The sequence below is a fragment of the Mycobacterium sp. 155 genome (genome assembly GCF_000373905.1).
GTDB lineage: Bacteria > Actinomycetota > Actinomycetes > Mycobacteriales > Mycobacteriaceae > Mycobacterium.
In genome coordinates, this window is record NZ_KB892705.1 from 2,524,907 (window position 1) to 2,550,669 (window position 25,763).

A 25,763-nucleotide genomic window follows, 5' to 3' on the forward strand; every position below is an offset into this window, starting at 1 on the left:
GCCCCACCCCGACGTAGGGTGGGGCGCATGCGAATCGCCATGACGGTCGGGGCGGTCGCTGTCGCATCGGCATTCGTCCTGGCGCCCAGCGCGGCGGCCGACAGCGACGGCGCAGAGGCCGACGGCCAGGTGTTGACCGCCTTTGACACGCAGGACCCTGCGATCGGCCGGCTGGATCCCGCCTTGCTGGCCGCCATTCAGCACGCCACCACGGCCGCCGCGGCCGACGGCGTCACCATGACGATCAACTCCGGCTGGCGGTCACCGGAGTTCCAGCAGCGGTTGCTCGACCAGGCAGTCCAGACCTACGGCAGCATGGCCCTGGCCCGCCAGTACGTGCAGACGCCCGAGCAGTCCAGGCACGTGACGGGACAGGCGGTCGATGTGGGCGGCCCCGGCGCCGACGAGTGGCTCATCGCCAACGGTGCGCGGTTCGGCCTGTGCCGGATCTACGCCAACGAGCTGTGGCATTTCGAACTGGCCACCGATGCATTGGGCAACTGCCCGCCGTTGCTACCGAACGCGGCGGGCTGACAACCCCGATAGGCTCATGCCCCGTGCGCGCCGTCCTGATCGTCAACCCGAACGCGACGTCGACCACCCCTGCCGGGCGTGATCTTTTGGCGCACGCCCTGGAGAGCCGGGTGAAGCTGACCGTCGCCCACACCGATCACCGCGGCCACGCCATCGAGATCGCCCGCGACGCCACCGGCGACGGCGTCGACGTGCTCATCGTCCACGGCGGTGACGGCACAGTGAACGAGGTGGTCAACGGCATCCTGGGACACTCTGGCGGTCGGGCTAGCGCCGACTCGGCGCCTGCGGTCGCGGTGGTTCCGGGCGGCTCGGCCAACGTCTTCGCCCAGGCCCTCGGAATCAGCCCGGACCCGATCGAAGCCACCAATCAGCTCGTCGACTTGCTCAGCGAATACCGGCGCGGCGGACAGTGGCGGCGGATCGGTCTGATGGACTGCGGCGAGCGCTGGGCGGTGTTCACCGCCGGGATGGGTGTCGACGGGGCCGTCGTCGCGGCGGTCGAGGCCCAACGCGCCAAGGGCCGCAAGGTCACCGCCTCGCGCTATGTCCGGGTAGCGGTACGCGAGATGCTGGCCAGCGCCCGCAAGGACCCGGCACTCACGCTGCACCTGCCCGGCAGAGAGCCCGTGCCGGGAGTGCACTTCGTGTTCGTCTCCAATTCGAGCCCCTGGACCTACGCCAACGCCCGCCCGGTATGGACCAACCCCGATACCACATTCGAGACCGGACTGGGCGTGTTCGCGACGACGAGCATGAACGTGTGGGCGAATCTGAAGCTGGTGCGGCAGATGTTGTCCCGCAAGCCGCGCATCGTCGCCAAGCACTTAATCCGTGACGACGATGTGTCGAGCGTGACAGTGACAAGCGACACGCCGGTCGCGTGCCAGATCGACGGTGATTACGCAGGACTCCGGGAAATTATGACGTTCACAGCTGTTCCAGAGGCTCTCCGCGTGGTCGCACCGCCGGTAAAAGCCCTTGATCTGCGATAATCGGCCCGGTACCGTCGTTTGAGGGTGCAGGCGGGTCGAGTCTAGTACAACCGGGTAAGGGGTCTGGTAACAGACCGGGCAAGTGACATTGCGCACTTGTTAACTCGCGAGTATTGACATCTGTTCAGCCTGTGAAAGCATCGGATACAACAGTGCAGGATTGTTTCGCATGCACGCGTTAACAGCCGAAGAAAAAGCTTGTGCGCTCCATTGCGCACATATACATATCTGACAAGGAGTTAGATCAATGGATTGGCGCCACAAGGCGGTCTGTCGCGACGAGGATCCGGAGCTGTTCTTCCCGGTCGGTAACAGCGGACCGGCGCTCGCGCAGATCGCCGATGCGAAGCTGGTGTGCAACCGCTGCCCGGTGACCACCGACTGCCTCAGCTGGGCATTGGAGTCCGGGCAGGACGCCGGCGTCTGGGGCGGCATGAGCGAGGACGAGCGCCGTGCACTCAAGCGCCGCAACGCCCGCACGAAGGCCCGCACCGGCGTCTGATCCACCGTTATCCAACAGGTCGCTACGGCCCCGACGAATTCGTCGGGGCCGTATCTCTTTCTTGACGAATTCGGTAGTAATTTCCGTTATCACGGTCACATTTCGTATTTGACGCGAGTGTCCATTCCGTTGAACGGGCTCTTACTGTTACTGTGCGCCCCGGCCGCGTCGGCCGATCGGCACCCGCAGCACCACGTCGGTGCCGCCGTCGGCCGCGTCGTGCATCCCCAGCGACCCGTCGAGTTCCGCCGACACCAGCGTCCGCACGATCTGCAGCCCTAGCCGGTCGGACTTCTCCAAGCTGAATCCGTCAGGCAGGCCACGGCCGTCGTCGTGCACCACCACATCGAGCCAACGGGCCGATCGTTCCGATCGAATGGTCACGCATCCATGCGGTGCCTTAACGTCGAAGGCATGCTCGATGGCGTTCTGGACCAACTCTGTGATCACCATGGTCAGAGCCGTGGCGCGATCGGCATCCAGCACACCCAGATCTCCCACGCGGTTGATCCGGATCGGAGTGTCAACGGACGCGACGTCGTTCATGATCGGCAGGATCCGGTCCACCACCTCGTCGAGGTTGACCTCCTCGTCGACCGACATCGACAGCGCATCGTGCACGAGCGCGATCGATAGCACGCGGCGCACAGATTCGATCAGTGCCTCGCGGGCCTCGATGTTGTTGGTGCGCCGGGCCTGCAGCCGCAGCAGCGCCGCGACGGTCTGCAGGTTGTTCTTCACCCGGTGGTGAATCTCCCGTATCGTGGCGTCCTTGCTCAGCAGCGCGCGGTCCCGGCGTTTCACCTCGGTGACATCGCGGATCAGCACAGCCGCACCGACCGCGGCGCCGTGCACCACCAGCGGCAGCGTCCGCAGCAGCACGGCCGCACCACCCGCGTCGACCTCCATGCGCATGCTGGACCCGCCTACCAGCGAGTCACGAACATGGTTGGCCAGTTCCTGCGCCTCGAACGGATCGGAGATCAGGGGCCGGGTGATGGCGACGAGGTTGTGCCCGTCCAGCTCGGAAGTCAGCCCCATCCGGTGATAGGCCGAGATGGCGTTGGGACTGGCGAAAATCACATCACCGACCTCGTTGAGCCGGATGAATCCATCCCCGACCCGTGGACTGGACCGCGACATGGCCAGATCACCCACATTGGGGAAGGTGCCCTCGGCCAGCATGTGCAGCAGATTGCCCGCACAGTCCAGATAGGCACCCTCCAGGGGGCTGGCGAGCCGTCGGGCGGCCAACGCGGTCTGATGGGTCAGCACGGCGACCACCCGGTCGCGGTGGCGCACCGGAACCGCCTCGACGTTCAGCCCGGGTACGTCCTGCGGGTGCTGTTGTGCGTCATCGCCTTCCGCTGCGATTGCACCGGATTCGAAGGCGGTGGTGACCACCGGGAGATCGACCGGACCGGCGAGCGTGCCCACGGAGTCGGCGAGCAGACCCGTCGGGGCGGTATTCGGCCGCACCTGCGCGACGCACACCAGCAGGCCGTCGTCGCGGCGCACCCACATCAGGTAGTCGGCGAACGACAGGTCAGCCAAGAGTTGCCACTCACCCACCACCGCATGCAGGTGGTCCACTGCGCTTCCCGGCAGGACGGTGTGCTGGGCGAGCAGATCACCGAGGGTGGACATCAGCTGTTTCCGCGCACGTGAGGAGCATGAAAGTAACTGCGCACGTGAGGAGCATGAAAATGCTCAGCGTCAGTCGATCACCGCGATGAGGTCACCGGCCTGGATCACGTCGCCCTTGGCCACATTGACCTTCGTGACGGTGCCCGCGACCTCGGCGAGGACGGGAATCTCCATCTTCATCGACTCGAGCAGCACGAGAGTGTCGCCCTCGCCGATCTGATCGCCCTCGTGAACCACGACCTCGAGCACACTGGCCACGATCTCAGCGCGAACGTCCTCGGCCATCCTTCACCCCACTACTCCGGCTGCTGTCTGCCTACCGGGCTATATCGAACCACAAGACCGGGTGGACGGTGCTGTAGCCGGGCCGTGAGACACTGGGGAGCAAGCTCTCGAACATCTGGAGGAACATCATGGCCAAGCGTGGCCGCAAGAAGCGCGACCGTAAGCACTCGAAGGCGAACCACGGCAAGCGTCCCAACGCCGGTTCGAAATCAGTGCGCTAACCGCGCCAACGCCATCCGAGGGCCGGGCTTACATGCCCGGCCTTCGTGCATTGACCGGCCCGCCCAGGCCTTTCTGGCAGCCGGCGTCAGCCCCGGATTATCGTGGTGCGGCTGATCTCGATACGCAGCCGCTCACGCAGACCATCGGGGGCCCGCTCACCGCTGCACTTGTTGGCGATCAGCCGCTTCACGCGCTCCTCGACGCCGTAGTGGCGCAGGCAGGCGGGGCATTCTTCGAGGTGATGCTTGAGCTTGTCACGGCTTTCGGGCGTGCATTCACCGTCCAGCAGCGTCCATACCTCGGCGATCACCGCCGCGCATTCGGGATGTGCCGGATCGATGGGCCCGATCGGGGGCGTCCAGCGCTCGTCCTCGTCGAAGTCGCTCATGACGACACTCCCTCCGGCGCGCTGAGCTGCTGATCTCGGATGAAGCCGCGATCGCGGGCAACATCGGCCAGCAGATCCCGCAGCTGCTTGCGGCCACGGTGCAGCCGCGACATGACAGTCCCGATCGGCGTATCCATAATCTCGGCGATCTCCTTGTACGGGAATCCCTCGACGTCGGCGTAGTACACCGCCATCCTGAACTCCTCCGGCAATGCCTGCAACGCAGCCTTGATCTCGGTGTCGGGCAGCGCCTCGAGTGCTTCGACCTCGGCCGAGCGCAGGCCGGTCGAGGAATGCTCGGCGTTCGCCGCCAACTGCCAATCGGTGATCTCGTCGGTCGGATACTCCGACGGTTGCCGCTGCTTCTTGCGGTAGCTATTGATGTAGGTGTTGGTCAGGATGCGGTACAGCCAGGCCTTGAGGTTGGTGCCCTCGCGGAACGACCGGAAACCGGCATAGGCCTTGACCATGGTTTCCTGAAGCAGGTCCTCGGCGTCGGCAGGGTTACGCGTCATTCGCAACGCGCCGCCGTAGAGCTGGTCCAGCAGCGGGATGGCATCACGCTCGAACCGCGCGGTCAGCTCCGCGTCGGTCTCCTGCGGCTCGGACATAGCCCGCTCGTCGACGTCAGTCATGGTGCAGAACACCGTCCCTTCTGTCGCGGCGCCGCCGAACTCCCCGATGTGTACAGGGCGTTCAAGGCACACGGTTGGCACCAAACTCCCCTTCCGATCCTAGAGCGTGCTACCGACAGGTAGCTTCGGCCGGCACCCTGGCCACCGAAGCTGTACGCAACAACAGCACGCGGCACCCGCTGTGTTCCCCGAACGCTCGTCGGCTGTCTTTCGGGCTAACCTGGCCCGGTGGCACGCGCAGGGACCCCGGCCATAGCGGCGCTCGTCGCAGCAGGCATCGATCACGAGGTGGTGCAGTATCGCCACGATCCGCGCAACGAATCGTTCGGTGCGGAAGCGGTCGCCGAGCTCGCCGCCTCCGGCATCGTCGCCGAGCAGGTGTTCAAGACCCTCGTCATAGCCCTGCCGAAAGGTCTGGCGGTGGCGGTGGTCCCCGTGCCGGCCAAGCTTTCTCTGAAGGCTGCGGCCGCCGCGTTGGGAGTGGCGAAAGCCGAGATGGCTGATCCCGCCGCCGCGCAGCGCTCGACGGGTTACGTGCTGGGCGGTATCTCACCACTTGGCCAGCGCAAACCACTGCCCACCGTCGTGGACACTTCGGCGTTGAGTTTCGACCGGGTGCTGTGCAGCGCGGGCAAGCGCGGCTGGGATGTGGCGCTGGCGCCGGCCGACCTGATCCGCGCCACGAATGCGGTGACCGCCGAGATTGCGGTTCCCGCTTGACATTCCGTATCGACCGCCGCCTCGCGCAGATCGAGTCTCCGATGGGCCGGATCGCCGCAATGCTGGCTTCAGTGCACCACGGGTTGGGATAATCGGCCGATGCAGCAGGCGTGTCCGTGTGGAACCGGTGACGAGTATGAGCACTGTTGCGGTCCGCTGCACCGTCATGAACGATCCGCCGCCACGGCACTGACCCTGATGCGATCCCGGTTCAGCGCATTCGCGCTCGGGCATGTCGACTATCTGATCGCCACCTGGCATCCCGACACCCGGCCGAAACGACTGGACCTCGATGACGGCATCACGTGGCGCCGGTTGCAGATCGTCGACACCGACGCGGGCGGCACCGACGACGAGACCGGCGTGGTGGAATTCCGCGCCCAGTATGAGCGCGGCGGCACGCGGCACCTCATGCATGAGCGCAGCCGGTTCGACCGGGACCGCGGCGGCGCATGGCGTTACATCGACGGCAAGTAATCGGCACCGACAAGGTAAGGGAGACAACGACATGCGCGGAGCGGTCATGTACGGCGAGGGCGATGTACGCCTGGAGCAACTGCCGGAGCCGACCATCGTCGAGCCCACGGACGCGATCGTGCGCAACGCTGCCTCCTGTGTGTGCGGGTCAGACCTGTGGAACTATCGCGGCATCAACGAAACCCCGAAGCCCAGGCCGTTCGGCCACGAGTACTGCGGGGTCGTCGAGGCGGTCGGTGACGCTGTCACCACCGTCAAACCGGGCGACTTCGTGATCGGCTCGTTCTTCTCCTCCGATGGCACCTGCCCCAACTGCCGCAACGGTTTTCAGACCTATTGCTTGAACGCGAAGCCGATGATCGGCTGTCAGGCCGAGGCGGTCCGGGTGCCGTGGGCCGACGGCAGCCTGGTCGCCACCCCCGAACAGCCCTCCCCCGATCTGATTCCCAGCCTGCTGGCGTCGTCCGATGTGATGGGCACCGGCTGGTTCGCCGCCGATGCCGCGCAGGTCGCGCCCGGGATGACCGTTGCGGTCGTCGGTGACGGCGCGGTCGGGTTGTGCGGGATCATCGCGGCTCGACAACTGGGTGCGGAACGGGTGATCGCCATGAGCCGGCACGCACCGCGCCAGCAGCTGGCTCGCGAGTTCGGCGCCACGGACATCGTCGAGGAGCGCGGCGAAGAGGGAGTGGCCCGGATCAAGGATATGACCGAGGGCATCGGAGCCGATGCCGTGCTGGAATGCGTCGGAACGGCCGACGCAATGGACCAGGCGATCGCGTCGGCCCGCCCGGGTGCCTTCGTCGGGTTCGTCGGGGTGCCGCACGGGGTCAACATCGACGGCAACAGGCTGTTCCGCACCCAGGTCGGGGTGAACGGAGGCCTCGCGCCGGTACGCCGGTTTCTGCCCAATCTGATCGACCTGGTGTTCAACGGGACCATCGATCCAGGCCGGGTGTTCGACACCGTGATGCCGCTCGACGACGTCGCCGAGGCCTACCGCGCCATGGACGAACGCCGCGCCATCAAGGTCCTGCTGCAACCCTGATCGATGAAATCCGCCGAGTCGGCCACCATCACGGCGGTGAGACTCTGGACCGCCCGCTGCTGCCCGCGGAATATCGTGACCTCATGGCACCCACATCGTTGTCCGGAAAAACCATGTTCATCTCCGGCGCCAGCCGCGGCATCGGCCTGGCAATCGCCAAGCGCGCCGCGGCCGACGGCGCCAATATCGCGCTGGTCGCCAAGACCGCCGAACCCCACCCGAAGCTCGAAGGTACCGTCTACACCGCCGCCAGAGAGATCGAGGAAGCCGGTGGGCAGGCCTTGCCCATCGTGGGCGACGTGCGGGACGGCGACTCGGTAACGGCCGCGGTCGCTGCCGCCGTCGAGCAGTTCGGCGGTATCGACCTGTGCGTCAACAACGCGTCCGCCATCAACCTCGGGTCCATCGAGGAAGTGCCGCTCAAGCGCTTCGATCTGATGAACGGTATCCAGATCCGCGGTACCTACGCCGTCTCGCAAGCCTGCATCCCACACATGAAAGGCCGGGAGAACCCGCACATCCTGACCCTGTCACCACCCATCCGGCTGGAACCGGAATGGCTCAGGCCTACCGCCTACATGATGGCGAAGTTCGGGATGACGTTGTGCGCGTTGGGTATCGCCGAAGAGATGCGCGAAGCCGGCATCGCCTCGAACACACTGTGGCCGCGCACTCTGGTGGCCACCGCCGCGGTGCAGAACCTGCTCGGCGGTGACGAGGCGATGGCCCGGGCCCGCAAACCCTCCGTCTACGCCGATGCGGCCTACGCCGTCTTCGCCAGGGACGCCCGCGAATACACCGGTCAAAGCCTGCTGTGTGAAGACGTCCTGCTCGACAGCGGCGTCACGGACCTCTCGGTCTACGACTGCGTGCCAGGCTCGGATCTCGGCGTCGACCTGTGGGTCGACACGCCCAACCCGCCCGGATACGTGCAGCCGTAGGCATGCCGCATCTCGATGCCCCCGCGTCGAGCGTCGCACCAACCGGTCTCAGTCGGCCTGATAGAGAATCCCGCGTCCGATCGCGGCGCGCACCTCCGGCAGTGCGGCTTCGGCCAGTGCATGCGCGTCGACACCGTGATGCGCCGCGAGCAGATCGAGGAGGGCGCCGAGCGGCACCTCACCACGGCAGCCGGCGAGCAGCGCCCGCAGCACCTGGTCAACACCGATGACCGCGCCGGGACCGCCCGGACGGCGCACGGCGGCCCCGACCGATTGCCAGCCGTCGGGACCGGGCAGGGACTGTTCCTCCAGAAAGACCGGCGCCGTCGAGAGCCTGGCGGCGAGCAGTTCGCCATCGCTGGTGTCGCGCAGATAGGCCCGGCGGGCGAAGAACGCCTCCACCTCGGAACCCGTCACCATCTCGTCGGCGCCGGTGATCTCCTCCAGAACCTGCTCCACAGCCTCGCTGTCGCGGGGCACCCGCAGCGAGATCACACCCATCCCGATTCCCGTGATGCCCTGTGCGGCAAACCAATCCAGCCACTGCGCGCCCCGGTGCGCCGTCTGTTCCGGAGTCTCCCCCGCGTCGGCCAGCCACAGCGATACGTAGCTCACCGGGTCGGCCAGCTCACGCTGCACCACCCAGGCATGCAGCCCGGTCCCGGCCAGCCAGCCTCGTACCCGATCCCGCCAATCGTCGTCCCGAACAATCCAGTTGGCCATGATGTGCGCGGTTCCGCCTGGCGCCAGGTAATCGGGCACCTGCTCGATGATGCTCTGGCACAGCGCATCTCCCGCCACCCCTGAGTCGCGGTAGAGGTAATCCTGGGCGCCGGATCCCACCACGAAGGGCGGATTGGAGACGATCAGGTCGAACCGCTCCCCCGCGACCGGCTCGAAAAGGCTGCCGCTGCGCAGATCCCACGACATGCCGTTGAGCCTCGCGGTCATCGCCGCAAGCTGGAGCGCCCGGCCGTTGGTGTCTGTCGCCACGATCTCGGCGCAGTGCGCGTCGAGGTGCAGGGACTGGATCCCGCACCCGGTGCCGAGATCCAGTGCCCGGCCCACCGGTGTACGAATAACGGTACGGGCCAACGATATCGACGCTCCACCGATACCGAGGACGTGGTCGTGCCGCACCGGTCCGCTGCGCAACGCGGCATCCTGGTCGGAGACGACATAGAACTCGCGTATGCCGTCGCTGTGCGGACGGATGTCGAGCGCGGCGCGGGCCGTCTCGCTCGACACCTCCAACACACCATTGGCGGCCAGTACGGCCAACGGTGTCGATGGCAGCGCGGCCTGCACCTGCTCGCACGGTTCGTCGGAGCCGAGGAGGAACAACCGCACCAGCACGGCCAGTCGTTGCCGGCCGGCGGGTACCGCGTGGGTTGCCCGCAGCGCCGGCCACCACACGCCGCGGCTCAGGGCCGCGTCGGCCTGCTCACCCAGTAGTTCGGCCACCCCGTCGACTGTGTAGCCGGCGGCCCGCAGATCGGCACCGATCGCATCGACCACGCCGGGATCGATCATCTCGGTCAAAACAGCCCCGGCTCTTGCGCTTCGGGCTTGGCCGGTTCGATCAGCTCCGGGCCGTTGTTACGCACGCTGTTGACCAGCCGGGAGACCTCACGGATGGCGATACAGTCCAGGTCGCCGTGGCCGCGTAACAGTCCCTCGTCGATCGGCGCATCCGGGTCCAGCCAGTGGTCCCAATCGCGTTCGCTGACGGTCAGTGGCATCCGGTCGTGGATCTCCGCAAGCGGCCCAGCGGCGTCGGTGGTGATGATGGTGCAGCTCAGCAGCGGGGGCGCATCCTTCGGTGCACCGTGGGGTCGCCACGTCGACCACAGCCCGGCCATGAACAGCAATTCTCCGTCGGCCCCGTACATGTAGAACGGGGTCTTGCTCGCCTTCTTTCCGTCGGCGACGGGATTGGGGCGCCACTCGTACCAACCGTCCATCGGGATCAGGCAGCGCTTGTTCTTGGCCGAGTTGCGGAAGGCCGGTGAGCTGGTCACCTTGTCGGCCCGAGCGTTGATCAGCAGCGGCCCCTTGTTGTCCGGGCCGCCGTCCTCGGCTGTCTTCACCCACGGCGGGATCAGCCCCCACCGCATCGAGCGCACTCGCCGGGTCGACTCGTCGTCAGGTTCGGTGTGCCGCTTGACCACGCTGCTGATGATCGTCGTCGGCGCCACGTTGTAGTTGGCGCCGGGGAGGTCCTTGTCCGCGGAGGCCGCCGCGCTCGCCGTGCTCTCGTCGATGGCATCGATTTTCTGGGCCAGCAGCGCCGGATCGGTGGTCACCGTGAAACGTCCACACATGGAGCCCATGGTTGCAGAACCTGCGGACAAGGCAGGATGTAGCTGTGCGAACACGCGGACGCGAGGAGCAGAAGATGCACTGGCCTGCCCCCTCGACGACGAGCCCGGTCGACGCCACGGTGACTGTTCCCGGCTCGAAGTCGCTGACCAACCGGGCCCTGGTGCTGGCCGCCCTGGCCACAGCGCAGGGGCCGTCGACGATCAGAGGCGCGTTGCGCAGCCGCGACACCGATCTGATGATCGACGCGGTCCGTTCGCTCGGCGTGACCGTAGACGACAGCACGGGTGACGGCACCGAGCTGAGCATCGGTGGACGTATCTGCCCCGCCGACGACGCCCGCGTCGACTGCGGGCTCGCGGGCACGGTGCTGCGGTTCGTCCCGCCGGTCGCCGCGCTGAGCACGGCGACAGTGACCTTCGACGGCGACGAACAGGCCCGCGCCCGGCCGATCTCCCCGCTGCTGAATGGGATGCGTGCGCTCGGTGTGGACATCGACGGCAACGGTCTACCATTCGTGGTCCGCGGTCGCGGCGCGGTGGCCGGGGGCACGGTCCGCATCGACGCCTCCGGGTCCTCGCAGTTCGTCTCCGGGCTGCTGCTCTCGGGTGCGGCGTTCACCGAAGGCGTCACCATCGTGCACACGGGCACCTCGGTGCCGTCGGCGCCACACGTGGCCATGACGGTGACGATGCTGCGCGAAGCCGGTGTACAGGTTGACGACAGCGTGGCCAACCAGTGGCGCGTCGAGCCCGGCCCCGTGGAGCCGCGCGCCTGGAACATCGAGCCCGATCTGTCCAACGCCACACCATTCCTGGCAGCCGCCCTGGTGACGGGCGGAACAGTGCGGATCGCCGGCTGGCCGCAGGCGAGCATCCAACCCGCCGACACCATCCTGGCACTGTTGGCAAAGGTCGATGCGACTGTGCGCCAGGCTGATTCAGGATTAGAGGTCACCGGCTCCAAGAGCTATGCAGGTTTCGAAGCCGATCTGCACGATGTCGGCGAACTGGCCCCCACCGTGGCCGCGCTTGCCGCATTGGCCGCGCCGGGGTCGGTTTCCAGGCTGGGTGGCATCGCCCATCTGCGGGGGCACGAGACCGACCGGCTCGCGGCGCTGAGCACCGAGATCAACGGCCTGGGCGGCGACTGCGCCGAGACCGAGGACGGCCTGCTCATCACGGCCCGGCCGCTGCACGGCGGGGTGTGGCGGTCCTACTCCGATCACCGGATGGCCACCGCCGGCGCGATCATCGGATTGAAGGTGCCCGGCGTCGAGGTGGAAAACGTCGAGACGACGGCCAAGACCCTGCCGGACTTTCCAGGAATGTGGGCAGCCATGCTGGCGGACCCACGGGGGGAATAGGCGATTTGAGCCCGCGGGGCAGCAATTTTCGGGACTACGACGAATCCGATGTCCGGATCAGGCCGGGTCGGGGCACCCGTCCGCGCACCAAGACCAGGCCTGAACACGCCGATGCCCGCTCCGCAATGGTCGTCACGGTGGACCGCGGCCGGTGGGGGTGCGCGCTGGACCGCGACCCGGATCGTCGCGTCACCGCGATGCGGGCGCGTGAACTCGGCCGAACCCCGATCGTGGTGGGCGACGATGTGGACGTCGTCGGGGATCTGTCGGGCCGTCCCGACACCCTGGCCCGCATCGTGCGGCGCGGTGAGCGACGAACGGTGTTGCGCCGCACCGCCGATGACACGGACCCTACCGAGCGGGTGGTGGTCGCCAATGCCGACCAGCTGCTCATCGTGGTGGCGCTGGCCGACCCGCCGCCGCGCACGGGGTTCGTCGAGCGTGCGCTCATCGCCGCATACGCCGGCGGGCTCAGACCGATTCTGTGCCTCACGAAGTCGGATCTGGCGCCGCCGGAGGCCTTCACCGAACAGTTCGCCGATCTGGATCTGACGATCGTCAACGCCGGGCGCGATGATCCGCTCGACGCGGTTGCGCCACTGTTGGGCGGTGAGGTGACGGTTTTCCTGGGCCATTCCGGCGTGGGCAAGTCCACGCTCGTCAATCGCCTTGTGCCTGAAGCCGATCGCGCGACCGGCGAGGTGTCGGGCGTCGGTAAGGGTAAGCACACGTCAACTCAGTCCGTTGCGCTACCGCTCGACGGCGCGGGCTGGGTGATCGACACTCCGGGGATCCGCTCGTTCGGGTTGGCCCACATCGAGCCGGACGACGTGCTGTTGGCGTTCTCCGATCTGACCGAGGCCATCGCCGATTGTCCACGGGGTTGCGGGCACATGGGTCCGCCCGCAGACCCGGAGTGCGCGCTCGATCAGCTGTCGGGTCCGGCGGCGGATCGTGTTGCCGCGGCTCGCCGCCTGTTGGCCGTGCTGAAGGAAACCTGAGCTCAGTCTTCGCCTTCCTGAATACCCGGAAACGACAACTGCGGTGAGATCAGCAGTCCGGATGGACCGCGATCTCACCGCAGTGTCGACGCGTCAGCTTACGAGGCGTGCCCGACGGCCCGCTTGGTCGCTCGGCGCTCACGGCGCCACTCGCGCACGGTCTCGAACGCGGTCTTGAGGCCGCGCCGGCGCCCGGTGACGGGATCGGTCCCGATGAATCCGCCTTCCAGGGCGTCCAACTCGGCGAACATCCGCTCGCTGTGCGTCTCCGGAGCATCGTCGGCGGTGTCCCGCAGGAACCTGTTCGGCAAAGACAGCTTGGCGATCGTGCGCCACGACTTGCCGTACTGCACCAGGAACGACCCCGTGGTGTACGGCAGGTCGTACTTGTCGCACAGCGCCTGCACCCGAATCGAGATCTCGTAGAGCCGGTTGCTCGGCAGATCCGGATACAGGTGATGCTCGATCTGGTGGCACAGGTTGCCGCTCATGAACCGCAGCACCGGGCCGTTCTCGAAGTTGGCGCTGCCCAGCATCTGCCGCAGGTACCAGTGGCCGCGGCTCTCACCGATCATGTCGGTCTTGGTGAACTTCTCTGCACCATCGGGGAAATGACCGCAGAAGATCACGGCGTTGGCCCACACGTTGCGGATGATATTGGCCACCGCGTTGGCTTTCAGGGTGGACTTGAAGGTCGCACCGGGTGACAGTGAGGTCAGCGCCGGCCAGACGACGTAGTCCTTGGCCAACTGATGGCTGGCCTTGATGCCGAATTCCTTGATCCTGATCAACGTGGCCTTGCGGTCGTCGCGACCCTTGAAGATCTTGCCGAGCTCCAGGTGCTGCAGCCCGACACCCCATTCGAACAACACGCACAGCATGGTGTTGTAGAACAGGTTGAGCAGGTTGAAGGGCTTCCACCGCTGATCACGCGTGACCCGGATCAGGCCGTAGCCGATGTCATCGTCCATGCCGAGGATGTTGGTGTACTTGTGGTGCATGAAGTTGTGGGTGAACCGCCAGTGCTTGGACGCCCCGCTCATGTCCCACTCCCACGACGAGGAGTGAATCTCGGGATCGTTCATCCAGTCCCACTGGCCGTGCATGACGTTGTGGCCGATCTCCATGTTCTCGATGATCTTGGCCACGCCCAGGGTCGCCGTACCCGCCCACCAGGCCGAACGTCGTGTGCTGGCCGCCAGCATCAGCCGGGCCGCCACCTCGAGGGCGCGCTGCGCAGCGATCGTGCGGCGGATATAGCGCGCATCGCGCTCCCCGCGGGAGTCTTCGATGTCCTGACGGATCGCATCGAGCTCGATGCCCAGGTTCTCGATATCGGCCTCAGTGAGATGCGCGTACGCGGGAACGTCGGTGATAGCCATCGTCAGCCTCCTCTCTCTTACCTACGCTAGCGTAACCTACGTTACCGTAGGTTACCAGTCAGTAAAGTTTAAACGTCGAGTACACAATCGCCGGAAGCCGCCGAAATACAGGTTTGAATCCGGTTCCCGGGTTCATATTCGACGCCCGTACGCAAGTCGCGGACGTGTCCACCGACCAGACCCACGACGCAGGACTGGCAGATACCCATCCGGCACCCGAAGGGCATCTGGATGCCGACCTGTTCGCCCGCATCCATCAGCGGCGTCGCACCGTCGGCTTCGACGGTCTTGCCACTGCGCTCGAACGTCACGGTGCCACCGACCCCGTGCACCGCGGCCCGCGACACCGCGAACCGTTCCAAGTGCAGATGCTCGGGGATACCCGCCGCCGCCCACACCTTCTCGGCGTCGTTGAGCATGCCTTCCGGTCCACACGCCCAGGCCTGGCGTTCCTGCCAGTCCGGCACCGCCTCGGCCAGCCGGGACAGGTCCAGCCGCCCCTCTGTGCGGGTGGTGCGCAGCTGCAATCGGTAGCCCGGATGAGCTTCGTGCAGCTCGGCCAGCTCGGTAGCGAACATCACGTCCGATTCGGTCGGCGCCGAATGCACATGGATGATGTCGGTGACCTGATCGCGACGCACCAGCGTGCGCAGCATCGACATGACCGGGGTGATGCCGGAGCCGGCGGTCAAGAACAGTACCGACGCCGGCGCCGGATCGGGCAGGACGAAGTTGCCCTGCGGGGCAGCCAGCCGCACCACGGTGCCTGGCGCCAGGCCGTTGACCAGGTGGCTGGACAGGAATCCCTCGGGCATCGCCTTGACGGTGATGGCGATGGTGCGCTGACCGGCGATCGGATGCTTGTCCGGCACCGAGGTCAGCGAGTAGGAGCGCCAGCGCCACCGGCCGTCCATCAGCACACCGATTCCGATGTACTGCCCGGGCTCGTAATCGAACGAGAATCCCCAGCCCGGCTTGACCACCAGCGTCGCGGAATCGGCGGTCTCCTGCCGGACCTCGACCACCTTTCCCCGCAACTCGCGAGCCGACCACAGCGGGTTAGCGAGCTTCAGGTAGTCGTCAGGCAGCAGCGGTGTGGTGATCCGGCCCGCAATGGTGCGTAACGCATGCCAGCCGGGACGCTCCTTGGCACCCGCGACAGTGGGGCGAACAGTGTCGGCCACATTGGCCGAGAATTTTATGGAGTTCTTGGCCATGACAACCTACGGTACCGTAACTTACGGTGTCGTAGCCAGCCTTGGCATTCGATGAGCGGCACAAGTCATGCTCCTGATTCTCCACCAGATCCGCAGCCTCGGCGATGGCGAAAACAGGGTTTATTCAGAGCAGTTCGAGCAGAAACGGCAATTCCTGCGGCGCATACCAGGCCAGGTCGTGATCCTGGGCATCCCCCACGGTGAGCTCGGCGTCCTCGTCACCGAGGTCCGCAGCGTCGACCACGTCCACCGCCGCCAGCACGGCAGATTCGGCAGCGGCGTTGTCCACGTAGACAGCGATGACATCCTCGATGGCCGCCGGCCCTGACAGCCGCACGACCGCGTCGTCGAGATCGGGCCGCGGCTTGGCCGTCGCCACATCGGCAACCACCACCGCGCGACGAGGCGGCAGGTCGGTATCACCCCCGCTAGCCAACAGGCGCAGCGAGGCCAACGCGGCCTCTCGCAGCGCGACTTCGGCTAGTTCATCGTCGTCGCCCGCGGCGTAGGCCTCCCGCAGGGTCGGGGTCACCGCGAACGCGGTCCCATTCATGACACGCAGGGACCGGTCGGCGACGAGTTGTTGCAGGCCGGCCAGAGTCGCCGGGATGTAGACGTGCACTCCGCGAGATTAGCCCGCCCAGGCCCCGAGCTACTCGCAGTCCCCGATCAACGTCGCGACATGATCGCCGACGTAGCGGGCCAGATCCCGTGACGGACGCCGGTAGCCTCCGGTCAACACGGGCCGATCGGGCAGTGTCACCTGCGGCCGCTCCACGTCGTGGTAGTCGATGGTGGACAGCAGATGCGCCATCATATTGAGCCGGGCATGCTTCTTGACGTCGGATTCGACGACATACCAAGGACTTTGCGGCGTGTCGGTGTGAACCATCATCTGGTCCTTGGCCCGTGAATAATCCTCCCAGCGGTACACCGATTCCAGATCCATCGGCGAGAGCTTCCACTGCCGCATCGGATCGTCCTGCCGCGACCGGAACCGACGCAACTGCTCGTCGTCGGACACCGAGAACCAGTACTTGCGCAACAGGATCCCGTCCTCGAGCAGCATCTGCTCGAAGATCGGTGTCTGGCGCAGGAACAAGTGATGCTCTTGCGGCGTGCAGAACTCCATGACCTGTTCGACGCCGGCCCGGTTGTACCAGGACCGGTCGAACAGCACGATCTCGCCCTTGGCGGGCAGGTGCGCGACGTAGCGTTGGTAATACCATTGGCCCCGTTCGCGTTCTGTGGGTGCGGGCAGCGCGGCCACCCGCGCGATCCGCGGGCTGAGATACTCGGTGATCCGCTTGATGGTGCCACCCTTGCCCGCGGCGTCGCGGCCCTCGAACACCACCACGATGCGAGCGCCGGTATGCCGGACCCACTCCTGCATCCTCACGAACTCTGTTTGCAGCCGGAACAACTCGGCCTCATACACCTTGTTCGAGAGCTTCGGCTTGCCGTCGCGCTTCCGGCCGCCGGCCGACCCGCCGTTCGATGCTGTATCCATTCACGAATTCTAGGAGTGCATTCCGCGGTGCGGGATGTCGACGGCCTCATCTGGCCGCATCGAGCAGCTCCTCCAGCGACTCGCGCAGCAGGCTCGGCACCACGTCGACATCGCTCATGGCGTCGCGGTCGGCGTTGATCCCGAAGTACAGCATGCCGTTGTAGGAAGTCACACCGATCGCCAACACCTGGTTCTGCAGCAGCGGCGGTACCGCGTAGGTCTCCAGCAGCTTGGTCCCCGCGACGTACATCTGCTTCTGCGCCCCAGGCACATTGGTGATCAGCAGATTGAACTGCCGTGCCGAGAAGCCGGTGGCCACCCGAATCCCCATGGCATGCAACGTCGGCGGAGCGAACCCCGACAGCGTGACGATGGTGCGCGCATCGACCAGACTGGCTGCGGTGGAGTGTGATTCGGTGGCGTGGGCGATCTGGGATAGCCGCACGACGGGGTTACCCTCCCCCACCGGCAGGTCGACCAGGAACGGAGACACCTCACTGATCGCCTGGCCGGGTGCCGTCGAATCCAATTCGGCGTCCGGATACACCGACATCGGCGCCATCGCCCGCACCGTGGTGGTGGGCGTCACCGGCTCGCCGCGAGACAGCAACCAGTTGCGCAGCGCCCCGGCCACCACCGCGAGCACCACGTCGTTGATGTCGCAGTCGTAGCGGGCTCGCACCGTCCGGTAATCCTCCAGCCGATGCTCGGCCACAGTGAACCGGCGATTGCGCGACACCGTGGCGTTCAACGGGCTGCTGGGCGCAGTGCCACGGGCCACGGTGCGGACCACATCGGCCACCCGGCGCCCGACGGCGGCCAGCTCACCACTGTTGGTGGCCACGTCGATGACGGCGTCCCGCACGGCCGCCAGCTGGCTGGTCGGCCGGGCGATCCACTCGCCGATGGCGCCGAGCACGAGCTTCCTGTCGCTGGGTTCACGGGCCGGAATCCAGATGTCCTCGCCGAACTCCGGCGGCTTCTGGGTGCGGTCGGCGATCACGTGGCCGATCTCCAGGGCCGTCATCCCGTTCACCAATGCCTGGTGGGACCTGGTGTAGATGGCGATCCGGTTCTTCGTGAGGCCCTCGACAAGGTACATCTCCCACAGCGGACGCGTCTTGTCCAGCGGTCGGGAACCCAGCCGCGCGACCAGATCGTGCAGCTGCGCATCGCTACCCGGAGATGGCAGCGCCGAGCGACGGATGTGATAGGTGATATCGAAGTCACGGTCGTCGACCCAAACCGGTCGGGCCAGCCCCAGAGTCACCTCCCGCACCTTCTGGCGGTACCGGGGAATCTGCGGCAGCCGCCGTTCGACGGTCGCCAGCAGCGTCTCGTAGCTCAGCCCGGCCCGAGGTTTGCGCAGGATCTCCAGCGACCCCACATACATTGGAGTCGAAGAGTTCTCCAGGTGGTAGAACGTCGCGTCGGACGCCGACAGCCTGCTCACCATGCGGCGCCAACCTCCCCTTCAGTCGCCAGGAACCCCGTCACGGTAACCGGCCGTGCTGATGGCACGCATCACGGGTGCTGGGGGCTGTCACGGTATCCGGCGAAACTGGCGCGCGTGCCAGCAATTCGAGCGTGCGATGATGGACAGGTCTGCACCTCTCCAGCAGATGCGTCCCGCCTGTTCCCACTGCTGGAGATTGCCGTGCCCATCCCGGAAACCACCCCCACGTTGTCGTTGACCGCCCCAGTGGTCGACTGTGAGCCGCCCCCGCGGCCGCTCGGCCCGGTGGCTCTCACGCCGTGCCCGGCGCCCACGACACTGCACCGGCCGAGCCCACGCCGGTTGCGGTTGGTCGAGCCGCCGGCGGACCTTCCACCGCAGACCGGGGCGGCACAGTTCGCCGAGCTGGCGCTGCGCCGAGTGCTGGAGGTCGTTGACCGACGCCGGCCGCCTGCACAGCTGCGGCCGCTGATGAGCTCTCAGGTGCTCGACGCAGTGCTGGCCCTTCCACCGGCTCGGCAACCGGCAGCAGCAACCCTGCGCCGGGTGCGGTTACGCACTGCACCGGGGCCCGGCGGGGCAGAGGTGTTCGCCACCTTCAGCCGCGGGCCGCGAGTGCACGCCATCGCTGCAAGAATCGAATTGCGCAGCGGCCGTTGGCAACTGACTGCCCTGCAGGTCGGCTAACCCTTGCGGTGCGAACTCGGCTTACCGGTCTTGGCCTGCCGGCGCGCCGCTTCCCGGCGCTCCCGACGGGTACCACCGGACGGTGCCGCGTGCCGACCCCCGCCGGAACCCGAGCGTTGCACCTCCACGGACCCGTCCTCGGAAGGCCCGCTGTAGGTCAGCGCAGGTGCGCCGTTGTCGGTCCGCTCATCGTCGATGCCCTTGGCCCGCAACGCAGCCGGACGTTCCTTGGTGGCGACGGCGGCAGGCTCGGGTCGGCCGGCGGAATCCGATGATGCCGAGGCCCGCTCCGCGGCCGCTGCGGCGAACTCGGCGAGGCCCTGCGGGGCGGCCACCGGGGCCACCGCCGGAGCAGGGGCGGCTTCGACCTGCACGTTGAACAGGAACCCGACCGACTCCTCCTTGAGCGCGTCGAGCATGCCGGCGAACATGTCGTAGCCCTCGCGCTGGTATTCCACCAACGGGTCGCGCTGCGCCATCGCCCGCAGGCCGATGCCCTCTTTGAGGTAGTCCATCTCGTAGAGGTGCTCGCGCCATTTGCGGTCGATCACGTTGAGCAGCACGTTGCGTTCCAGCTGACGCATGGCGCCCTCGCCGGCAATCGCCTCCAGCTGCTTCTCGCGTTCGGCGTAGGCCCGCTCGGCATCTTTGATCAGGGTTTCGCGCAGCTCCTCGCGAGTGAGCTCACCGGCCTCCCCGACGGCACTGGAATCCACCAGATCGTGGTGATCGATGCCGACCGGGTACAGGGTCTTGAGCGCCGTCCACAAGGTTTCCAGGTCCCAGTCCTCGGCGTAGCCTTCGGCGGTGGCGCCGTCGACGTAGGCGGTGACGACATCGACCAGCATGTCGTGGGCCTGCTCCTGCAGGTTCTCACCCTCGAGGATCTTGCGGCGTTCCTTGTAGATGACCATGCGCTGCTGGTTCATCACCTCGTCGTACTTGAGGACGTTCTTACGGACCTCGAAGTTCTGCTGCTCGACCTGGGTCTGTGCGCTCTTGATGGCGCGGGTGACCATCTTGGCCTCGATCGGCACGTCATCGGGCAGGTTGAGCCTGGTCAGCAGCGATTCCAGCGTCGCGCCGTTGAACCGCCGCATGAGCTCGTCGCCCAGGGACAGGTAGAACCGGGACTCGCCCGGGTCGCCCTGGCGACCGGAGCGCCCTCGCAACTGGTTGTCGATGCGGCGCGACTCATGACGCTCGGTGCCCAGCACGTACAGGCCCCCCGCGGCGACGACCTTTTCGGCTTCTTCGTCGGCCTCGTCCTTGATCTTCGTGAGCGTGTCGTCCCACGCGGACTCGTAGTCCTCCGGCGTCTCGACCGGGTCCAGACCCTGTTCGCGCAGCCGCTTGTCGGCCAGGAAGTCGACGTTGCCACCCAGCACGATGTCGGTGCCGCGGCCGGCCATGTTGGTGGCCACAGTGATGGCGCCCAGCCGGCCCGCCTCGGCGATGATGCCGGCCTCCTGCTCGTGGTATTTCGCGTTGAGCACGTTGTGCGGGATTTTGCGCTTGCTGAACTGGCGCGACAGATATTCCGAACGCTCGACGCTGGTGGTGCCGATCAGCACCGGCTGACCCTTTTCGTAGCGCTCCGCGACGTCGTCGACGACGGCGATGTACTTGGCTTCCTCGGTCTTGTAGATCAGATCGGACTGATCAGCGCGGACCATCGGCCTGTTGGTGGGGATCGGCACCACACCCAGCTTGTAGATCTCGTGGAGCTCGGCGGCCTCGGTCTCAGCCGTACCGGTCATGCCGGAGAGCTTGTCGTAGAGCCGGAAGTAGTTCTGCAGTGTGATGGTGGCCAGCGTCTGGTTCTCGGCCTTGATCTCGACGTGCTCCTTGGCCTCGATGGCCTGGTGCATGCCCTCGTTGTAGCGCCGCCCCAGCAGCACGCGGCCGGTGAACTCGTCGACGATGAGCACGTCGCCGTCGCGGACGATGTACTCCTTGTCGCGCTCGAACAGCTCCTTGGCCTTCAGCGCATTGTTGAGGTAGCTGACCAGCGGCGAGTTAGCCGCCTCGTAGAGGTTGTCGATACCGAGCTGGTCCTCGACGAACTCCACACCCAGCTCGTGCACGCCGATGGTGCGCTTCTTGATGTCCACCTCGTAGTGGACGTCTTTCTTCATCAACGGAGCCAGCCGGGCGAACTCGGTGTACCAGTTCGACGCGCCGTCGGCCGGGCCGGAGATGATCAGCGGGGTACGGGCCTCGTCGATGAGGATCGAGTCGACCTCATCGACGATGGCGAAGTTGTGGCCGCGCTGCACCATGTCCTCGGTCGAATGCGCCATGTTGTCGCGCAAGTAGTCGAAGCCGAACTCGTTGTTGGTGCCGTAGGTGATGTCGGCCGCATAGGCGACCCGACGCTCCTCCGGCGTAAGTCCTGACAGGATCACGCCGACATCAAGGCCGAGGAAACGGTGCACTCGGCCCATCCACTCACTGTCGCGCTTGGCGAGATAGTCGTTGACGGTGACGACGTGCACACCCTTGCCGCTCAGCGCGTTGAGATAGGCCGGGAGCACCGCGGTCAGGGTCTTGCCCTCACCGGTCTTCATCTCGGCGACGTTGCCGAAGTGCAGCGCCGCACCACCCATCACCTGGACGTCGAAGTGGCGCTGGCTGAGCACACGCCAGGCCGCTTCGCGGGCCACCGCGAACGCCTCGGGCAGCAGGTCATCGAGCTGCTCGCCGTCGGCGATCCGCTTCTTGAATTCGTCGGTCTTGGCCCGCAGCTCGGCGTCAGAGAGCTTCTCGACGTCGGAGGCCTGGGTGTCGACATACTCAGACACCTTCTTGAGGCGCTTGACCATGCGGCCTTCACCGAAACGGAGCAACTTCGACAGCACGCTATATCCCCTGTGGGTATCGATGGATCTTCGAGTGTTGATCGTGGTCCATCGTAGGTGACCGGTCGAAATCCCCGGTTGCACTCACCGGCGGAGACGAAAACGCACCCCGGATCGCTCCGAGGTGCGTTTGCGGCCGGCCTGGTCGATCAGGCGAGGCGGATCAAGCCGTAGTCGTAGGCGTGCCGCCGGTACACCACCGTCGGTTTGTCGCACTCCTTGTCGTGGAACAGGAAGAAATCGTGGCCGACCAGTTCCATCTCATAGAGGGCGTCGTCCACGGTCATAGGCCGGGCTGGGTGCTCCTTAATGCGTACCACCCGGCCGGGTTCGTGATCGTCGAGGTATGCGGGTTCGCCGGTGTCGATCACCGACGTCGCACCCGGCTCTCCCAGGACGGGATCCTGGGCAGTCGCTTCGTGCAGCGATACCGGCGTCTTGTCGCCGTAGTGGATCTTGCGGCGGTCCTTGCTGCGGCGCAGTCGGGCCTCGAGCTTGTCGGCCGCTGATTCAAGGGCCGCGTAGAAACTGTCCGCGCAGGCCTCGCCGCGGACTACTGGGCCCCGACCTCGAGCGGTGATTTCCACATGTTGACAGTTCTTGCGTTGTCGTCGGTTGCGTTCGTGGTCAAGTTCGACGTCGAAAAGGTAGATGGTCCGGTCGAATCGCTCCAGGCGCGACAGTTTCTCCGCTACATAGATACGGAAATGATCGGGAACCTCCACGTTGCGCCCCTTGACCACAACTTCGGCGTCGGGTTCCAGGTTGGCGTCGGCGTCATGATCCTCGACCACCACGGTGCGGACTGAATCCATGGAATTGGTTGACATACTTGGCAACTCGTTTCTCTCACTCGTTGCACGCGGTTTGCGTGCCGGGCTCTAACGAATCGCGGCGATGGATCAGAGTTCTGTCGCTCCGCCCATCGGCGCAAGTGTCGGGTAACTCACCTCCTACCTTGCAATGGTTATGTGCGGTGAAGTAGCGCGGTGACGGAGCGCCGCCGTGAGGTGTTCACGGATCGTTGCTGCCGACGGTAGTCCGTGTTCACCGGTTCGTGCCACCGATTTCGACGACATGTTTCCAGTTCTTCATTTCCGTTTGATTGCGCGGCAGTTGCCGCCTGTGTCAGGCATGTGCGAGCACCAACACGCCCGCCACGAAGACCCCCGCGCCGCGCAGTACACGCACCGACTCGGCTGCGGTGGCACCGGTCGTCACGATGTCGTCGACGAGCAGCACCTCGCCGGTCACACCGGCCACCAAACGGACCCGCCCGGCGATGTTGCGCTGCCGAGCGGCGCTGGAAAGCCCGACGGAATCACGGACCCAAGGCCGCAGCCGCAGCGCCGGCACGGTTCGCACCCCGGGGCGACCCGCGCACGCCGCGATGGCCATCGCGGTGACGGGGTCGCCACCACGACGGCGGGCGGCGAGCCTGCGGGTGGGCGCGGGCACCACGTCCAGCGGCGCGCCGACGACACCCCAGGTCAGTAACCGATCCAGCCCAACCCTCAGTGCGGCCGCCAGCGGTGCCACGAGGTCCGTGCGTCCCCGCTCCTTGGCGGCCACGATGGCGGCGCGCCTGGCGCCCGCGTAACGCCCCAGCGCGAACACCGGTACGCCAGGATCGGTACGCGGGGTGACCAGGTGCGGTTCGTCGGAACGCACCGTGAGCACCGACGCGCACGCCGGGCACCACGGCGTGGCCGGGGCGCCGCAGCCGCCGCATTCCAGCGGCAGGATCAGGTCGAGCATGCTGGCAGTGTGCGCGCAGGGACCGACAGACGCCGGACCGGCGAACGGGATCGGCTCAGCCCGGCAGCACGGGTATCGCGCCGGCCACCATCAACGGGTGCACCTCCGACCAGCCGGGGTTGTCGCTGCTGGCCGACGCCGAAAGCTGCAGTACGCCACGCTGATCGGCCACGTACACCGTCGACGGGTTAGCGGCCACGGTGGTCACCGGCATCACCAGATTGCGGCTCGGCCCGTCGGAGTTGACCCCGTCGATGTTGACGTAGGACACGGGGTGCTGCGGATCGGTGCGCGAGACCACGATGTCATCGCCGGTCCGCCAGGCCAACGACACCACGGTGTTGCCAAGCCCGAAGCCGAGCCGGCGCGGATAGGTCAGCTGGAACTGTCCGTCCTGGTTCTGCTCGACACCGGCCAGGATCACCTGACCGCTGATGACCATCGCCGCCCGGGTGCCGTCACGGGACAGCTGCAGGTCGGTGATCGGCCCGGGGTATCGAGTGGCCACCGCCGTGGTGTCGACCGGAATCCGGGCCGGGGCACCGGAGGCGTCCTGAATGGCGCGGACCACGTTGATGCCGTCGACCACCACCCAGACCGCCTGGTCCAACGCCCAGCTCGGTCGTGACAGCGTGTGGCCCTCCATGGCCTGCGCTGCGCCGCCGCCCAGCGGGCCGATCCACAGGGTGGCGCCGGCATTGGGCGCGCCGGGCGGTGCCACCACCACAGAGGCAGCCTCCTGCCCGTTGCGTGACACCGACGCCGAGACCTGGTTCGGCGCAAGCCCGAAGGAACCCGAGACCCGTGGCGCCGCCTGCCCCTCCAGCGACACGAGCGACCCGCCTACCAGTGCATGCAACCCCGCTGCTGCGCCCGGGGCGGCCCCCGGATCGGTGGCCGCGACGTCGGAGGTTTCCCAGCCATCGGCGAACCGGTCGTCGAGCGGCGCACCGTCGGCGTTGATCACGTAGGGCCCACTGATGCCTGCACGCGCCAACGTCCAGATGATCTGGGCGGCCAGCAGTTGTCTGCTGTGCGGATCTCCGGCCGGCAAATTCTCCAGATCGATACGGGCACCGCCGTAGCCGCGACCGACACCCGTCTTGCCGCCGTCCGCACGCGTGACCGGGCCGCGCAGTTTCAGCGGCGCGCCCAGCAGGTTGTCCACCGACTTGGCCATCTCGGGCCGCGGACCGGCGATCAGCTTGGAGATCAGCTCGGTGGCCAGCTGGTCGGGGTCGGACACCGCAACGTAGCGCGGGTCGGGCACGACGGTATTGCCGGTCGGGTCCACGAAGTACAGGTTGTTGCGCTTGTAGGTGGACTGAAACTGTTGCCAGTCAAGGAAAACACCGTTGGGCAGCTTGTCGATGCGCCACCCGCCGCTGGTCTTGATCAACTCGATCGGGCCCGGGTCGGGCAGCGCACCCTCCCCTGTCTCGAATACGCCGAGATCCGAGAACGATCCGAGGATGTCGGCGTGCATGGTCACCGAAACCCGGTCTGAGCTACGGGTTTCGACGAACACGACCCGGTCGATCAACAGGGCGCTGCCGGCGTCGTCCCAGGAACTCGACGCAGATTCGGTGAGAAACTGCCGGGCGGCCAGATGACGATTCGCAGGATCGGCTGTGGCCTTGAGGAATTCCCGCAGCAACACGTCGGGGTCCATCTCCGGAGACGGCTTGGGCAGATTCTGCGGCGCCGGGCGCTCGACGGTGCCGATCGCCTGGGGTGAGGATGTGCTGGGGATTCCCGCACAGCTGGACGTGAGCACCACCAGGCCGATGATCGGCGCGGCCAGCACGC

At 66.4% G+C, this 25,763-nt stretch carries 26 protein-coding genes; 11 read left to right on the forward strand and 15 right to left on the reverse strand.

What is annotated here, in order from left to right; genetic code table 11:
- The first annotated feature begins 27 nt into the window (after nt 1-27).
- The 3 genes from B133_RS22740 (at nt 28) to whiB1 (ending at nt 2,031) form a co-directional block, all read left to right on the forward strand.
- Nucleotides 28-534 (forward strand): M15 family metallopeptidase, encoded by a 507-nt coding sequence (locus tag B133_RS22740; RefSeq protein ID WP_018601383.1) that lies wholly within the window; start codon nt 28-30, stop codon nt 532-534.
- Between the two features lie 23 nt (nt 535-557).
- Nucleotides 558-1,529, forward strand: coding sequence for a diacylglycerol kinase family protein (locus tag B133_RS0112050; RefSeq protein WP_018601386.1), 972 nt, complete (start codon nt 558-560; stop codon nt 1,527-1,529).
- Between the two features lie 247 nt (nt 1,530-1,776).
- On the forward strand, nt 1,777-2,031 hold the full coding sequence (gene whiB1, locus B133_RS0112055) for a transcriptional regulator WhiB1 (protein ID WP_018601388.1): 255 nt from the start codon (nt 1,777-1,779) through the stop codon (nt 2,029-2,031).
- A 147-nt stretch (nt 2,032-2,178) separates the two neighbouring features.
- Here the strand turns inward: whiB1 and B133_RS0112060 are convergent, their stop codons facing one another.
- Both B133_RS0112060 and B133_RS0112065 read right to left on the reverse strand, forming a co-directional pair.
- Nucleotides 2,179-3,678, reverse strand: coding sequence for a sensor histidine kinase (locus tag B133_RS0112060; protein ID WP_018601389.1), 1,500 nt, complete (start codon nt 3,676-3,678; stop codon nt 2,179-2,181).
- A 69-nt stretch (nt 3,679-3,747) separates the two neighbouring features.
- A complete protein-coding gene (locus B133_RS0112065; protein ID WP_018601390.1) occupies nt 3,748-3,963 on the reverse strand; it encodes a biotin/lipoyl-binding carrier protein in 216 nt (71 codons plus the stop codon).
- 128 nt (nt 3,964-4,091) lie between these two features.
- Here B133_RS0112065 and B133_RS25345 point away from each other — a divergent pair, with 128 nt between their 5' ends.
- Nucleotides 4,092-4,184, forward strand: coding sequence for a 50S ribosomal protein bL37 (locus tag B133_RS25345; protein WP_003882799.1), 93 nt, complete (start codon nt 4,092-4,094; stop codon nt 4,182-4,184).
- Between the two features lie 86 nt (nt 4,185-4,270).
- Here the strand turns inward: B133_RS25345 and rsrA are convergent, their stop codons facing one another.
- Together rsrA and B133_RS0112080 are read right to left on the reverse strand one after the other, a co-directional pair.
- Nucleotides 4,271-4,573 carry a mycothiol system anti-sigma-R factor gene (gene rsrA, locus B133_RS0112075; protein ID WP_018601392.1) on the reverse strand — a complete coding sequence of 101 codons (303 nt, stop codon included), beginning with the start codon at nt 4,571-4,573 and terminating at the stop codon, nt 4,271-4,273.
- Nucleotides 4,570-5,208 (reverse strand): sigma-70 family RNA polymerase sigma factor, encoded by a 639-nt coding sequence (locus B133_RS0112080; RefSeq protein ID WP_026256317.1) that lies wholly within the window; start codon nt 5,206-5,208, stop codon nt 4,570-4,572. The genes rsrA and B133_RS0112080 overlap by 4 nt, the downstream gene beginning before the upstream one ends.
- A gap of 228 nt (nt 5,209-5,436) precedes the next feature.
- Between B133_RS0112080 and ybaK the strand changes: the two genes are divergently transcribed.
- From ybaK to B133_RS0112100, 4 genes are all read left to right on the forward strand, one after another.
- Nucleotides 5,437-5,928: a Cys-tRNA(Pro) deacylase gene (gene ybaK, locus B133_RS0112085; RefSeq protein WP_018601394.1), complete on the forward strand. Its 492-nt coding sequence runs from the start codon at nt 5,437-5,439 to the stop codon at nt 5,926-5,928.
- A 99-nt stretch (nt 5,929-6,027) separates the two neighbouring features.
- Nucleotides 6,028-6,405: a YchJ family protein gene (locus B133_RS0112090; protein WP_018601396.1), complete on the forward strand. Its 378-nt coding sequence runs from the start codon at nt 6,028-6,030 to the stop codon at nt 6,403-6,405.
- A 31-nt stretch (nt 6,406-6,436) separates the two neighbouring features.
- Nucleotides 6,437-7,453, forward strand: a complete 1,017-nt coding sequence (locus tag B133_RS0112095) for a zinc-dependent alcohol dehydrogenase family protein (RefSeq protein ID WP_018601398.1) — start codon at nt 6,437-6,439, stop codon at nt 7,451-7,453.
- Between the two features lie 83 nt (nt 7,454-7,536).
- On the forward strand, nt 7,537-8,394 hold the full coding sequence (locus B133_RS0112100) for an NAD(P)-dependent oxidoreductase (protein WP_026256318.1): 858 nt from the start codon (nt 7,537-7,539) through the stop codon (nt 8,392-8,394).
- 48 nt (nt 8,395-8,442) lie between these two features.
- Here B133_RS0112100 and B133_RS0112105 read toward each other — a convergent pair whose 3' ends face one another.
- Together B133_RS0112105 and B133_RS0112110 are read right to left on the reverse strand one after the other, a co-directional pair.
- Entirely contained in the window at nt 8,443-9,927 is a 1,485-nt protein-coding gene (locus tag B133_RS0112105) for a class I SAM-dependent methyltransferase (RefSeq protein ID WP_018601401.1), read from the reverse strand.
- A 5-nt stretch (nt 9,928-9,932) separates the two neighbouring features.
- Nucleotides 9,933-10,718, reverse strand: coding sequence for an SOS response-associated peptidase (locus B133_RS0112110; RefSeq protein ID WP_018601403.1), 786 nt, complete (start codon nt 10,716-10,718; stop codon nt 9,933-9,935).
- A gap of 74 nt (nt 10,719-10,792) precedes the next feature.
- On the opposite strand from B133_RS0112110, the gene aroA reads away from it, so the two are divergent.
- Together aroA and rsgA are read left to right on the forward strand one after the other, a co-directional pair.
- Nucleotides 10,793-12,082: a 3-phosphoshikimate 1-carboxyvinyltransferase gene (aroA, locus tag B133_RS0112115; RefSeq protein ID WP_036419180.1), complete on the forward strand. Its 1,290-nt coding sequence runs from the start codon at nt 10,793-10,795 to the stop codon at nt 12,080-12,082.
- Between the two features lie 5 nt (nt 12,083-12,087).
- Entirely contained in the window at nt 12,088-13,083 is a 996-nt protein-coding gene (rsgA, locus tag B133_RS0112120; RefSeq protein ID WP_026256321.1) for a ribosome small subunit-dependent GTPase A, read from the forward strand.
- A gap of 98 nt (nt 13,084-13,181) precedes the next feature.
- Here rsgA and B133_RS0112125 read toward each other — a convergent pair whose 3' ends face one another.
- The 5 genes from B133_RS0112125 to B133_RS0112145 form a co-directional block, all read right to left on the reverse strand.
- Nucleotides 13,182-14,465, reverse strand: a complete 1,284-nt coding sequence (locus B133_RS0112125) for a fatty acid desaturase (protein WP_018601409.1) — start codon at nt 14,463-14,465, stop codon at nt 13,182-13,184.
- Between the two features lie 68 nt (nt 14,466-14,533).
- Nucleotides 14,534-15,682, reverse strand: coding sequence for a ferredoxin reductase (locus B133_RS0112130; RefSeq protein WP_018601411.1), 1,149 nt, complete (start codon nt 15,680-15,682; stop codon nt 14,534-14,536).
- Nucleotides 15,683-15,806: 124 nt separating this feature from the next.
- A complete protein-coding gene (locus B133_RS0112135) occupies nt 15,807-16,304 on the reverse strand; it encodes a hypothetical protein (RefSeq protein WP_018601413.1) in 498 nt (165 codons plus the stop codon).
- Nucleotides 16,305-16,334: 30 nt separating this feature from the next.
- On the reverse strand, nt 16,335-17,192 hold the full coding sequence (gene ppk2, locus B133_RS0112140; RefSeq protein WP_018601415.1) for a polyphosphate kinase 2: 858 nt from the start codon (nt 17,190-17,192) through the stop codon (nt 16,335-16,337).
- A 46-nt stretch (nt 17,193-17,238) separates the two neighbouring features.
- Nucleotides 17,239-18,648, reverse strand: coding sequence for a wax ester/triacylglycerol synthase family O-acyltransferase (locus tag B133_RS0112145; RefSeq protein ID WP_018601417.1), 1,410 nt, complete (start codon nt 18,646-18,648; stop codon nt 17,239-17,241).
- A gap of 201 nt (nt 18,649-18,849) precedes the next feature.
- Between B133_RS0112145 and B133_RS0112150 the strand changes: the two genes are divergently transcribed.
- Nucleotides 18,850-19,335: an Rv3235 family protein gene (locus B133_RS0112150; RefSeq protein ID WP_018601419.1), complete on the forward strand. Its 486-nt coding sequence runs from the start codon at nt 18,850-18,852 to the stop codon at nt 19,333-19,335.
- On the opposite strand, the gene secA is transcribed toward B133_RS0112150, so the two are convergent.
- The 4 genes from secA to lpqB form a co-directional block, all read right to left on the reverse strand.
- Nucleotides 19,332-22,196 carry a preprotein translocase subunit SecA gene (secA, locus tag B133_RS0112155; RefSeq protein WP_018601420.1) on the reverse strand — a complete coding sequence of 955 codons (2,865 nt, stop codon included), beginning with the start codon at nt 22,194-22,196 and terminating at the stop codon, nt 19,332-19,334. The two genes, B133_RS0112150 and secA, sit on opposite strands and share 4 nt — an antisense overlap.
- A 149-nt stretch (nt 22,197-22,345) precedes the next feature.
- Nucleotides 22,346-23,011 (reverse strand): ribosome hibernation-promoting factor, HPF/YfiA family, encoded by a 666-nt coding sequence (hpf, locus tag B133_RS0112160; RefSeq protein WP_018601422.1) that lies wholly within the window; start codon nt 23,009-23,011, stop codon nt 22,346-22,348.
- A gap of 313 nt (nt 23,012-23,324) precedes the next feature.
- Nucleotides 23,325-23,954, reverse strand: a complete 630-nt coding sequence (locus B133_RS0112165) for a ComF family protein (RefSeq protein WP_018601424.1) — start codon at nt 23,952-23,954, stop codon at nt 23,325-23,327.
- A 55-nt stretch (nt 23,955-24,009) separates the two neighbouring features.
- Nucleotides 24,010-25,761, reverse strand: coding sequence for an MtrAB system accessory lipoprotein LpqB (gene lpqB, locus B133_RS0112170; protein ID WP_369751490.1), 1,752 nt, complete (start codon nt 25,759-25,761; stop codon nt 24,010-24,012).
- Nucleotides 25,762-25,763: the final 2 nt, after the last annotated feature.